At 55.8% G+C, this 12,627-nt stretch carries 12 protein-coding genes; 5 read left to right on the top strand and 7 right to left on the bottom strand.

What is annotated here, in order from left to right; translation table 11 throughout:
• Positions 1 to 339: 339 nt before the first annotated feature.
• Together P0D73_RS45125 and P0D73_RS45120 are read right to left on the bottom strand one after the other, a co-directional pair.
• Entirely contained in the window at positions 340 to 504 is a 165-nt protein-coding gene (locus P0D73_RS45125; protein WP_408436189.1) for a hypothetical protein, read from the bottom strand.
• 121 nt (positions 505 to 625) lie between these two features.
• A complete protein-coding gene (locus P0D73_RS45120; RefSeq protein ID WP_408436186.1) occupies positions 626 to 1,708 on the bottom strand; it encodes a DUF3616 domain-containing protein in 1,083 nt (360 codons plus the stop codon).
• A 552-nt stretch (positions 1,709 to 2,260) separates the two neighbouring features.
• On the opposite strand from P0D73_RS45120, the gene P0D73_RS45115 reads away from it, so the two are divergent.
• A complete protein-coding gene (locus P0D73_RS45115) occupies positions 2,261 to 3,106 on the top strand; it encodes a hypothetical protein (protein WP_408436183.1) in 846 nt (281 codons plus the stop codon).
• A gap of 120 nt (positions 3,107 to 3,226) precedes the next feature.
• Positions 3,227 to 3,943 (top strand): hypothetical protein, encoded by a 717-nt coding sequence (locus tag P0D73_RS45110; RefSeq protein ID WP_408436180.1) that lies wholly within the window; start codon positions 3,227 to 3,229, stop codon positions 3,941 to 3,943.
• Between the two features lie 994 nt (positions 3,944 to 4,937).
• On the opposite strand, the gene P0D73_RS45105 is transcribed toward P0D73_RS45110, so the two are convergent.
• Both P0D73_RS45105 and P0D73_RS45100 read right to left on the bottom strand, forming a co-directional pair.
• The gene (locus tag P0D73_RS45105) at positions 4,938 to 5,483 is read right to left on the bottom strand and encodes a papain-like cysteine protease family protein (RefSeq protein ID WP_408436177.1); all 546 of its coding nucleotides are present in this window, start codon (positions 5,481 to 5,483) and stop codon (positions 4,938 to 4,940) included.
• Positions 5,484 to 5,514: 31 nt separating this feature from the next.
• The gene (locus P0D73_RS45100; RefSeq protein WP_408436174.1) at positions 5,515 to 6,483 is read right to left on the bottom strand and encodes a hypothetical protein; all 969 of its coding nucleotides are present in this window, start codon (positions 6,481 to 6,483) and stop codon (positions 5,515 to 5,517) included.
• 884 nt (positions 6,484 to 7,367) lie between these two features.
• Here P0D73_RS45100 and P0D73_RS45095 point away from each other — a divergent pair.
• Positions 7,368 to 7,769: a helix-turn-helix domain-containing protein gene (locus tag P0D73_RS45095; protein WP_408436171.1), complete on the top strand. Its 402-nt coding sequence runs from the start codon at positions 7,368 to 7,370 to the stop codon at positions 7,767 to 7,769.
• Between the two features lie 3 nt (positions 7,770 to 7,772).
• Positions 7,773 to 8,159, top strand: coding sequence for a type II toxin-antitoxin system HicB family antitoxin (locus P0D73_RS45090; protein WP_408436168.1), 387 nt, complete (start codon positions 7,773 to 7,775; stop codon positions 8,157 to 8,159).
• A gap of 37 nt (positions 8,160 to 8,196) precedes the next feature.
• Here the strand turns inward: P0D73_RS45090 and P0D73_RS45085 are convergent, their stop codons facing one another.
• From P0D73_RS45085 to P0D73_RS45075, 3 genes are all read right to left on the bottom strand, one after another.
• Positions 8,197 to 8,685 carry a M15 family metallopeptidase gene (locus P0D73_RS45085; RefSeq protein WP_408436165.1) on the bottom strand — a complete coding sequence of 163 codons (489 nt, stop codon included), beginning with the start codon at positions 8,683 to 8,685 and terminating at the stop codon, positions 8,197 to 8,199.
• 170 nt (positions 8,686 to 8,855) lie between these two features.
• Positions 8,856 to 9,464, bottom strand: coding sequence for a hypothetical protein (locus P0D73_RS45080; protein ID WP_408436162.1), 609 nt, complete (start codon positions 9,462 to 9,464; stop codon positions 8,856 to 8,858).
• Between the two features lie 60 nt (positions 9,465 to 9,524).
• Complete coding sequence (locus P0D73_RS45075) at positions 9,525 to 10,487, bottom strand: hypothetical protein (protein ID WP_408436159.1); 963 nt, start codon at positions 10,485 to 10,487, stop codon at positions 9,525 to 9,527.
• 702 nt (positions 10,488 to 11,189) lie between these two features.
• Between P0D73_RS45075 and P0D73_RS45070 the strand changes: the two genes are divergently transcribed.
• Positions 11,190 to 12,107 (top strand): hypothetical protein, encoded by a 918-nt coding sequence (locus tag P0D73_RS45070; protein ID WP_408436156.1) that lies wholly within the window; start codon positions 11,190 to 11,192, stop codon positions 12,105 to 12,107.
• The last annotated feature ends 520 nt before the right edge of the window (positions 12,108 to 12,627 follow it).

Raw genomic sequence — 12,627 nt, 5'->3', positions numbered from 1 at the left:
GCCAAAGCCGACGTTCAGATGCCGACGTTGGTGAGGCTACTATGGTGTGCATTCTGGACGTTCACGCCTTCCCACCGCAGCCAACTTGTCCTAACCATCTGTCGATGCATCGTTTCGACCCTGCGCCGCTGTTCGAACGCGCGCAGTGTTAATGCACGGAATGCTGCTCCGGTGGGGGTGCGGCAGAAATCTTGGACTCGTTTATGTTCATGCTGCGAGCCCAAGGCTCAAGCGTCGAGTCGTGACCGCACGACTAACCGCGCACGAGGACGCCGTGCCGATCCTGCCGGTTCTGGCCGGACGAGCACCTCGAAGGCACGGACCTGTTCAGTCGCACGGCTATATCGTGCGCGTCTCGCCGCCGGAACCCGGCACGAGGGGATCGTGGAAGGCCACATTCGGATGAATGGACGGCGAGACGAAAACCGACGATATCGACGTGTCGAACGGGAAAACGGAGAGCGTCGCGATCGACTTCAAGACCACGCGGGAGCCCGGCATCACGGGAAAGCTGCACCTCGAGATTCGGTCCTGGTCAGACGCGCGATGCTTCGCAGAATTGGTGCCTGCGCTAAATCCGATCACCCGCGCTGCATGTCATCGACGTCGATCGACATGGAAACGCTCATCGATCCATTGCCATGCCCCGGAAGGTTTTATCGTTAGTCATTTTTCTCTTGTCACGACCTTTCTTGCAGATGCGCTGATCGTCGCCATCGTCGCTCAACAAATATATCTTCCGAGTGCCGGCGATCTCGAACAGTCCCTCCGCGTGAAGGGTGGACGGCTGGATGTCCTTCCAGTGCGTGGGCGTCGCGTCCGACGAACCGTCCCATCTGAAGATCGCGAATCGCGACGCGGGATCGCCGGGCGTGCCTCCGTCGAGCGGCCCCGCGACGATGAAAAATTTGCCGTCGATGAGTTCGATGCTTCGCACGCCCCGATTGCCGAGATCGAGATGGACGAGATCGCCGAATTTGGGATTGGCGCCGTGTTCCACGACCTCGGCTGGATTCTTGAGTTCGAGCACGAGCGCCTCGCGCCCGTCCCGACTGCCGTTCTTCGCGACGAGCGGGTTCCTGAAGCCGATCAGCAACCCGCCATCCCGCGTGGCGGCCAGCCCTTCGATGTTGAAGCCGTGGTCTTCTTCGGCACCCTTGCTCATCGCTTGCTTCAGTTCGTCGAAGCGGCTGTCCGAGGCGAGCGCGCTCAGCAGGTTGTCGTATGGCTTCGTATTGAGCGGCACCACGGTGGGCACGGCGCCCTTCGTGACGATACGCGTCGCGAACAAGTGCTGCCGTGTTGGGCGTGGCTTGCCGTTTTTGCCCGAGTGCGACGCTATCCAATATATCCGGTCGCCGATCCTCGCGGCACCTTCGAGATCCACTTCGTCGTCCTCGCTGGCGGAGGCGTTGAGGTAATCGCCCACCCTGACTTCGTCGACGGCGTTGGGCATCCCATATCGATAGACGACGAGCGAGTCGATATCGTCATCGCCCACGACGAAGTGACCCGCCCCGAGATCGATACCCGCAGATGCGTTGCAGAGTCCCCGGTAGGTCGTGACCGGCTCCGCGTGCGCGGGCGAACCGAACGCATCGATGGCCCATGCAGCGCAGAGAGCCGCAAGCCACGCCAACGCGGGGCGCCACGCGTGCAGCTCAAACGTGTGACTCGCACACATGGATGATGTCTTGGCAACGTTCATGTCGCCCAGCGGATTTCCTATTGATTCGCATCCTGCGACCACCACCGGATGATTCCCGAGTGATCCAACGCTCGATCATTCCTTCGCGAGGCACACCGGACCCCGCGCGATGCTAAATGCAAGCGTATGTCAGGAAAGCAAAACGTCAACTCATTTCGTACGCGCTTCCACATGGTCCGGTTTCATCGAACTACTCAACCTTTGGATGAATCGCCCAAGCGTCGAACAGGTAATTCTTGCCGTCATCGAACGCCATGGCTGCTTTGGACGGACCAAGGGTCTGGACAAACTGTAATGCGTTTGCTAGCTTGAATTTGAGAGGTCGAATAGCTCATTTGATCATCGTTGGATTGATAGGAGCTATCTCTCGCGACAAGAAAGCACGTATTAACCAGTTGCCCGGCCCGGCTTGGCGGCGGGAGATCGCTTTTCTTCCGGTTCATGACGCTCCGTTCGTTGAGTCTGTTGCATGTGGCGGTGAACACATCGATGTGACGGCGGCGAGGATCAGGACAGCCCCATCTGGAAAGTCAATCAAAGCGGAGCCCTATCATGGCGACGAACAGGCAGGCGGTGAATCGATCGTTCAAGCAATCTAGGACGGTCCCGACAGGCAAGCTGCCCACGGAGCCGAGCGCCACCGCTGGAATTCGGAGGACGACGCGCAGCGGGATTCAACCGATCATTTCAGGCGTCGAATCGAAGTCGCTCCTCGAGAGCCTCGGCGTGCTCGACGACCTCATGCAGCGCAAGGGCTTGTCCGGCCAGCGCGCTGCATTGGTCGCTTACAAGGAATCGATCCTAGAGCAACTGGCGGTCGTCCATGGGCTCAGCGACGAAGTGCTGACGCGCACGGAGCTGAGCGGCCCGGCGTGGTTCGCGCGCTTTCCCGACACTCGATCCACCGCAGAGCTCGAACGCACCTTTAAGACCGGCGTGGATGCGTTCATTGCGTCGTTGAAGACAGCGGGCGCAACAGTGGCCATCAGTTCGACTTACCGTTCCATAGAGCGTGCTTACCTGATGCACTACGCTTTCTCGATCGCACACGACGACGTTCGGCCGCAGGACGTGCCAGCGCAGCCGGGCGTCGATATCCAGTGGGATCACGGTAACGATGCGGCGTCGAAACGGGGCGCCCAGGAGATGGTCGATGCATACGGCATCGTGAAGGAGCCGACGCTGCACAGCCGGCACACCGAACGCAAGGCGATCGACATGACGATCTTGTGGAAGGGCACGCTCACGCTCACAGATGGCGACGGCAAGAAAGTCACCATCAATTCCGCGCCTCGCAATGGCATGAATTCGGATCTAAGGAAGGTGGGACGGACTTTCGGCGTAATCAAGGCGCTTTTCGCGGGAGACCCGCCCCATTGGTCGTCCGATGGACACTGATTGCGTTAGCCGCGTCGCAAGGCGCTGTCTTCGGGAATTAGCCGAATGCCTGATCGGGTCGCGCCATTCACATGACGTCATTCAGGGAACAGCACGATCTTCTCGAGAGGAGAGAGAGGGATGAAATCAAAGACGATCTGGGTCGTGAACTATGACGACGTCAATCAGTTCCTAGATAAGGCGGTAAAGATAGGAGCAACGGCCGTGGCCATACGAACCGACAACGACATGGTCAAGGCGATCAACGCCTTTCACGCGAAGGGCATCAAGGTCTTCGGCTGGCGCTGGCCTTCAGCCAAGGCAGACCCCGCAATGAATGAGGCAAAGAAGGTGGTCGCGCTGTTCGGGAAAGGCCTCGATGGATATTACGTGGACCCCGAGCGAAAGCCAGGCAAGCCGTACGACTGGGACCAGCCCGGCCTGGACTCGCTTGCGGATACGTTCTGCAAGGCGATCGTGTCATCGATGCAAGGGGATCAGGTCTTCGGTGTCACGTCGCACTATCGCGCGAACAAGGTCTTTCCAAAACTTCCGTGGGCGGCCTTCTTCAAACATTCGACGGTATTCCTGCCGCAGGCTTATTGGCGCTCGGATGGCGGAATCATCGGGCACGGTGAGCCCCAGGACAATTACGACAAATCGATCGAGGCATGGAAAGCCGCTGGTGCGCCCGTCGAGCGCATCGTTCCGATGGCAGGCGAACTCACACATGCCACCGCCGCGGAGATAGCCGCTTATGCCGCCGCCGCCAACGCGAAAGCAATCGAATCACTGCACTTTTATGCCTATGCGGATTCCGTCAAGTCGAGCGTCTGGAACGCTGTCGCACAAGCCTGAGTTCGCCGCAAGACACGCCCGGACGTTTTCCTTCAGTCTCGCTGCGGGCATGTAATCAATCGTCGCGCTCGAACAGCCGACGGACGCGCAGTTCGTCACCCTGCATGGCTTGAACGCGAATGCGCGCGATCGCCATCAGCTGTGCCGTGGGCTGGTATTTCCGCTTGGGTTGATCGCACCTAAATCCGGTCCGGCAAGGCGCCTGGAAACTGATGGGAAGATAATGCGACGGTTGCTTAACGTAGTGACAACGCAAGCTAGTAAGGTGACCGGCTTCGCGGCGAGTCGATTGCGCGGCACAAACCCTTGAATGCCCCGTCCGACAAGGCCTGACAGAGCGAAGTAATGCAGACGTCGCGTAGGACTGATGCCACGAAGATCGGCGCATGTCCGGACCGGGACGGAGATATCTGTCAATTATCAATCTGATGCACGCGCTTCGCTCGACTTTGCCCGTGTCTTTCGCTTCGCGCTCGCGCGACGCATCGCATCAACTCCGTCCGTGTAAGCACTGGCGGATTGATCTGACGTTTGGTGGCGATGCGAGTGGGGATGAAGCGCGGCGTGTGGCAATGGAGCCAAACTGCCGTGATGAAAAGTGAAGGAAAAGAAATAAAGCGGAGTTCGGCCGAAACGTTGTTCTTCTCCAGCCACTTGATTCCCGCTTCAAGTGCACTGTGGAGCGCGGTTGCCGATTCTCTGCCTCGGATATGGATCGAAGTGCTCTCGCTGTCAGAACGAGGAAGACTGACGCTTGCCACTGCGCGGCCGCGCGAACTGACCAAAGCTCGCCAACCCATTTGCCGCGTGGAGCACCGCGTCGCGCCACGCGCATAGCGCTTTGGATCTGTGACATACATCGGAAACGGGCCGTGCATGGTGAGTTTGTCAGTCGCTCCGACTGGTTCTCGAAGACCCGCAAGCGCGCGGGCGACCTGAGTTCCCATAAGGCGGACATCACCTGGATAAGGTTTGCACGTGAGCGCCATGACCGTTACTCCGGAAAGTAGGTGTTGCTCCATACACCGCCCTGTTTCAGGAAGTCGGTCTGCAGATCCTGATAAGAACATACGCCACTTCCGTAGATGGGATCTGCAACAAGAATATCCTTGATGCTTGACGGGTTTTGCGCATCTTCCACCCCTGTCAAGAGAAGAAAATGTCCGCTGTCATCAGGCCACCGTACCCGAACAGCAATGGCGCATTTTCTGTCGATGCGGTCAGCGAGTTCCTCAACGGATACCGTCTCCAAGGGTTCAACAGCGAAGCCGATGAGGGTTAGTACATCGTTTAGGTCTTCGGGCTGGTTACATACGCTTCCGTTGCCATTTTTGCAGCACTGGCCGCCGGTCACTAACGATGCGATGCCGCATTGGGTGAGGTCCGTCGTGTGGCGGAGATATGCATTAATACCGGCGGCCACTGCCGCCCAACACCATTCGGAATGAAGCTGAGGATCGACCGAGATCGGCACAGTTCGAAAGGGCTCGGAAGCCGGTGGCTGATGAGGCAAGTCGATCTGCGTAATCTGAAGTAGCATGATTTCCTCGGAGCGCCAGGGAGTTTCGCGATTAATTTGTTACGCATTGCTTGATTGCTGTCATCACGCTCGAATATGTTTTGTCTCTCACTATCGGAGTGTTCGTCAGATTTGTTGCCAGTGTAGTGACTGCATCGGCGAACTGCACATAGTCCTGAACAGGAGCGGATTTTGAGGGAGCGGCCGTTGCCGTGGGTCCACCGCCTTGTCGCCCTTGTAACCCCGCGCCACCTTTCGTGTTTTCCGCAGTTGGAGGTTTTCCTGTACCACCAGCGCTTGCGAGAGCGCCGTTGACGTCGCCGGGCGTCAACACCTTCCCACGCGCGGCCAGTTGGGTTTTGCGGTCGATTGTATAAAGGAGATTTTTGAGCGTAGGCAGGATCGTGCTATGAGCCGAAAGCTCGGTATTTGCAGAGGTGAGGGCCTCGTTGGCTTTGTCAACTAAAGCATCAGCTTTGAGCACCTGAACCTGGTCAGCACTCGAGAGGGAAGTTGGTAGCTTCGCACGTTTGTCTGCGGCATTTCCTAACTGGGTGGCCAGCAGTTTGGTCGAAACGGTCAACTGATTTTGTTGCGTAGTCAGACTGGGATTTATCGTATCGTCAGCGCTGGCGGTCGATGAGGCGAGGCAGCTAAACTGCGTGGCGGCGGCTGAATAAGCGTCCTGCTTGGTCTCCGGGGCGAGCGTCGAATATGTCAGCGCCCAGACTCCTGCTGCTAACGCCAGGCCGACAAGCCAGTTCGCCTTGGCCGCGCCACTTGCGAAACTTGCTGCAGCTACGCTACCCGCTCCAAAGAGAATGAGAGGGCCGTTATTCCAGAACTCTTTATTTCCCCACGCCTTGCTGCCGGTTTGATATTCGTCCGCTCGCGAGGAGAGATCGGTGCGAATCGCATTGATAGTCTCACCGTTAACTGAGCCTATTGGCGGAACAGTGCCGCACGCCGAAAGAGTGATTACGAGACTTACAAGGATGCCTCTGCTCAGTGCCTTGCGCATTTTTATTCTCCTGAGAACGCCGTCGCGACGAGGAGACTGCATAGAGTTACGAACTCGCTGATTAGCCGACTCGAAGTAGACGTGCATCTCGTTGCAGGCACGTCAAAAGTCTCAGCGGAACTGTTCGGATCACACCGGTAAGCGGGCACGTTACCTTCGATCGGTGCGTGCCGGGCGTCACAGAGTGTCCTTGTGCTGTGTCAGGCAAATCGATCACCGGCGTCAGCTGGCACGCAGAAAAAACTCGGTGGGAGTCTTTCCACGGCCGCTGGCAAAACGTTCGAGAGGAGCATCGGTCGTTCTCTGGTTGTCAGCGATGGTCATTTCGTCGAGACCCCAGGTCGTGATTACCAGATAGATATGGTCCGCTCCGGGCGGAGATGTATTGTCGAAACAGATGCTCGTCATGATGGCCCTCTCTCTCACTTGCGATCCATTCGAGGGAATCGCCAAAATTCTTTTTTTCTCTGGCTTCAAATGCAGTGTTGTCTGGCCGCACGCCGCTGAATATCCGTCGAATGCATACGACACTATGTGTGCGATACAGACCGGTATGTTCGGTGGCGCACACAACCAATGCATTACGGTATAGGTAAATGTCCGAGGCGGTTTGCATAATTTCATGTCCTATGGTGGTTGTTCTGAGAGACAGATTTTCGGCGAAGGGCGGACGCATCCTCAAGGAGAATCAAAATGAACGACAACCAGAAAAGTTCGTCAGCATCCACTCGCGGAGTAATTACTCATAAGTCAGAAATTTTGCGGACGCATGTTCTATGCTTGAGCGAGTGTAATTGACAGGATAGAAATCGGACACTTCTGCCGTTCGGGATATGTAGCATCTAATGCTATAGTTTTGCTTCGATAATAGCTCGGCGTCCGTGATGACAAAGAGAAAGGCACATCCTGAAGCGAAGCCGGCAGCACGGCCTGCGACGCACAAGGTCGCAAGGAAAAAGACCGAGATCGGATTGGTCTTCGACTTCGAAGATCACGGCGCGCGCTCGGTTCATCGCCTCGCCTCTGCGATACGCAAATTGAACGGGATTGACGCAAAGACAATGCGCGAGTACGACGAGCTTTGCCTCGCGGAGGTCCCGCATTTCGACGCTGCCGCTGTCGCCCGAATTCGCAAGGGCGTCAATGTGAGTCAGGCTCTCTTCGCACGGTACCTCAACACGAGCCTATCGTCGGTCCAGAAGCGGGAAAACGGGAAAGCGCCGAGCGGCATTGCCGCTCGCATGCTACAGCTCGTCGAGAAACACGGCGTCAAAATCTTTGAGTGAGGGATGACAGCGAGATTTCCAGTTGCCATCCGCAAGAATGAAGGGGCCGTCCACGGCGTCACCATTCCGGATTTTTCGAATTGCCATTCGTGGGGCGAGACGATTGACCACGCCATGATGAACATAGTGCAAGCCCTCGGGCTTTGGGTAGAGACGGAGTTCGGGAGCGGCGCGGAGGTCCAGTTCGAACCGTCGACTATCGAAGCTTTGCGTCATGATCTGGACTTCGCTAACGCGATCTGGGCATACGTTGAAGTAGATCCGTCGAAGTTCGATGCGATCAAGTACATCAACCCGAACGCGCAAACGATATATGAGACAGCCACCGCGTCGCACGATGCGAAGATGATCGATGACTTCCCGTGGGGCGAATGGCGTTCGCCTCAATAGGCTCGCTGTTTGCCTGGCCGTTGAACGGGCTGCACGGTTACGCTTCTCGAAACTTCTCTATCTCGAAATGCATTGGATCGTTGAATGATTTTCCCCACATAAATCCATACTTCTGAAAGATCGGTGCGACGGGAGCGACCGAATCACCAAACCCTGGATCATCTTCGTTCATGTCGATAGCAATTCCAAAGGCGTGGTTGGACGGAAGTTTGCTGAGCGCGCCGCTTGTCGGTTTGCGCAGACGTCGGTTCAATGTCCCTGCGCAAGTTTTGACAAAGCGCAACAACGCTTGAGCTTCAATTTCGTGGAAGACGTCTAGCAACTGTTGCTGACCGCGCTTGTGGAAGCGCAGTTTTCCGCCGTTGGATCCTGGGATGTCTTTGAGCTGAGGTATAAAAATCGGAGTCACGTCGGCAGAGTCAAATCCGCTGATAAACGTGATGTGATCCCCACGCTTCCAATAGTCGTGTCTCGTTTCAAAGCGAACTTCGCCAAACAACGGATGGACAAAGGTGCTCTCTGGCATGGGTCTACTCCTTAACAGGCCTAACGGCAAACATCATAGACACGTCGGCGGCCATTGTTTTAGAGCGCTGTCGCAGTTCCCACGACTCGCGCCTGGCCGGGGACGTGCAAGAGCACGATACACGTCATGCCGTACGCATCAGCTATGCAGAACTGACACCACACGGGAAGTTAAATCCTCGGCGCACGGACCAAGCATGCACTAAGACGGGCTTTGCCTCCCCAGTGCTTGAATGCTTGTGCGGCGGTTTTATTGGTGGCTTCCGAGTACTTTATGTCGGTCGCGGTGCCGAACTTCTTCCCGAAGAAGACCCACAATACAGAGTTGCCTTGGTGCTGCGTATTCGAAAAATTGTCTGCGTCCTTTCGCACGCCACGTACCCTCTTGGCAAGCGCGCCTGAAGCCTCGCCAAATTCCGAAGTAGTGTCCGCTACTACGAACGGAACAGCAACTTGCTTCTTTCTGTCTATAGCGACACCATAGCTACCCACCGGCGCATGATTTCGAATGCCGTCTGGCGCTGCTGCCGCATACACGTTCGAGTTGTCCACCGAAGGACCTTGATGTGTCTCACCCACACTACGTTGGCTATCTTCCGAACGCACGGCAAGGAGTACTGTTCGAATCCCAGAAAACGCCATAACCCCGCCATCGTCAAGTAACATCAACTGGCTCGCGCCGCCGATGTTCTCTCGGAGTTTTCCGAGACAATCGACAGCAAACGCATCGTTCATTGTGAGGAACAGAAGGAGGACGAAAAAATTGGCTCTGAAGCACATGGCAACCCTCGAACTACGGCGTGTTTCGCAGGAAATGAGACCAGGTAGAAACCCCGTAGCTTACCTAGCCCGTTGACCGGCTTGATCAGTCTTAGCGCGATATTCGACGATACACGCTTTGAGGCGGTCGGGGCCGCCCCAAGCCGAGAATCTGTCCTTCGCTGCGGCTTCAATTTCCGGGGCCGTCATATAAGGATCACCGGCGCGTCTGGTGTTTGGGAATATCAGAACACTTGCGCGGGACACTTCCCAACCAGAACCACCCTCTCGTCCTCGAATCTGTTGATAATTCTTCGGCTCCTCTGTCTTTCCAAGTAATTGGCCATTCATCGAGATGGATGCTTCACCGAGTTTCTTCGACGGGCCGCTGTCGCCAACGACTCCATAGACGTGGTCGCCGCGTGGCCCGATCGCGACCACGAGGTCGCCCGGGACGACACCATTCGACTCGAACCATGTCGGTATTCGTTTGTCGGGACGACCCGGTACAACAAGCGCAGGCACTTTCAAAGCGTCTATATATGCATCGGGCGAACAAGCCACATGTTTCCTCTTGTGCAGTGCCGTAGCAGAGATCAGATATCCGTCGATGGGTGGGCAGGGTTTTCCGTCTTTTCCGAAGGCGATGATGTGGGGCGAGATATGTGTGATTTTGACATTCGGCCATCCATTGGCCGCCTGCTTCTGGGTCGTTTCCCGCCGCTTTCTAAGCGATGGTTCGTCGTTCAGTCCACTACAAGCATCAGTCATTGCGTTGCAAAGATTATTCAGCGCAGTTTTCTTGCCCCAAAAATCATCGATGCTGTAGGATCGCCGCGTGCCATCGGTATTCGTATTTAACGACGACTCGAAAAATACTGACAGGCGTTGGGGGTGAGCCCAAATCGGAGTGATTCCTGCCTTCACCTTGATATTTGTCTGCTCAAACTCCTCTTCCAGGCCACACTCAGCAGCGTTCGAGAGTCCGGTAACGGTCACTAACGCTATAAGAGTCACTGACCACCCGGCGGAAGTCTTTTTCATGTCCTTCGCTCCTTCAGGCGAGACATCTCCATTTCTGCATTTTGCAGGCGAAATGCTCCCTACCCTTTCAATTAATAGACGAAGAGAAAGCGGTATGCAAGCATTTCGCAAGCAACATTTATCGCCCGCTTCCGAAAATGACGACTGTCAAACCGGGAAGCGGCGAACGTCCGCAAAGAGGCGTACTGCCGATCGCTTTTTTGGGCTCTCCGGATGAACTTCGCCCGGCAGGATCTGGGTCGCTCGTTTGGAGGACGATGTACGATGCGTTGCTTCGTCGACAGAAAACGACTTAGGTCGTGTGAAAACGCATGCTGAATGCGGCGCGCAATAAATCGACCCTTCAGATCGCGTTGTATCGGCTTGGCAAAAACGCGGGACGGGAAGGGTAAAGGGACACCCGAAACCGAGTACTTTTGCGTTTTCGCACAGCCTCGACCCAAAAAAGACGGTCGCGGTTTTTCGAAGCGGTCGTTAGAATTCGCCGCCCTAGACGCACCAAGACGCCGGCCTCCCGAAATTCTTGAATGTCTGTTCGACGCCCCACACTTCATCCGCATTTAATCGTTGCCAACATGCCAATGCCGCGCCTATAACTGTCAATGCTTAGAAAAGCCTGTGATAGGTATTTGACATGTTGACCTCGTAGACGCCGCCGACCGACGATGGAAGGGATTAGTCATGTGCGCAATACTTCGATATATGACTATCACATTCGTCGCCACCCTTGCCCTCAACGTCAATTTGGCTCTCGCACAGAGTTGTCCTAGCCTTTCGATGGACAAGTGTCGCGCAACCAGCGAGGCTGGCGGGAAGTTGCTACGCCAGCTAACGAGTGGCAAAGATCCGCATCTGGTATGGCTGTCGCCTTGCGGGATGTCAGCTAACAAAAGCGATTCTCGCCTTGATCCGTTATGCCAGCAGATCGCGAATTGCCCGGCATCAGGTGCATTCGGCGGTTTTCTATCCGCCGTTACCGGAGAGTGCCGATCCAAGCAATTTGATGGTTATTTCGGCCTCGATGGAATGACTTTCGGAATTCTTGACTTCACGCAGGACAACTTCCCTGACATCGTTCAGGCTTTTCGAAAGAGGAGCCAGGAGCGGTTCGACCAAATCTTTGGCAAACTCGGAATACCGATGAAGAAGGGTTGTGTTGACGCACACTGGTTATGTGACGCAAACCGACAAGGCAACCTGACCTGCGACCCTAAATTTTACGCAGTGATGAGAGAAGCGGTGCACGATCCCATTTTCAAGCAAGCACAGATTGACATTGCTCTCAAAAAGTACACACAGCGGCTAAAGAAATGGGCGTCACTGGGATTGAAAACTGAGTACGGCAATGTCGCGATGATTACTGTCGATAACAACCTTCGTGACGGGCCTCAATGCCGTCCTGCTGCATGGAAGGCGGCTTGCACCGGAAAATCAGGGGGCGAAGCCGCTCTCGTTGATTGCATGCTCCGAAAGTACATGAAGGGCGCATGCCGCGGCAACGGAAAAACGGAAGCAGCTTGGAACCGTGGGAATGCCATTATGAAACGATACGAAGGTCGGAAAGATATTCTAATGAGACCGGTCTCGACCGAGGCTATCTACGCGTGTGCGACCAAGTGAGCGTCTGCAAACCGTTTCCGCTTGCTATCGCCCATCTATTCTAGACATGGCCTTAAGCTCATACTGTCCATTCCGTCCATAACAGCGAATGCACTGCTCGCAAGCCGAGGTTGTGAACGACCTCTTCCACGTAGTGGCCAAGTACGGACGAGAGGTCATCGATCGGGTCCGTGTCGATGAGGCAATCGCTGCACTTGGTTGTCGAATTTTGTCAGCCTGTCGGCGCCGGTATTGGCCGCTCCACGCCTTTCGGTTCGAGTCCACAGGGCAGTTGATCGTTACGCTGAGTCGCTCTCGGTCCGCAGAAAATTCTCAATAACCGCGAACGAATGGCGTCAGCTTCTTGTCGACGAAGTGATTAGGTCGCCATCCGGGCAAGAGCTCGTCGACCACCAAAGGGTCAACAGCTCCAGCGACGAGGTCCGTAGCGGTGCCGACCAATGAGCCCTGCGGTTAGAGCGTATCTTGTAGTTTTCCCGCCCAAACCTTGTATCGTAAGCGCAGCACGATGGCTTGCAAT

This window comes from Paraburkholderia sp. RL18-101-BIB-B (assembly GCF_046026985.1).
In the GTDB taxonomy this organism is placed as follows: Bacteria; Pseudomonadota; Gammaproteobacteria; order Burkholderiales; family Burkholderiaceae; genus Paraburkholderia.
This window is presented reverse-complemented; position numbering and strand designations above follow the sequence as displayed.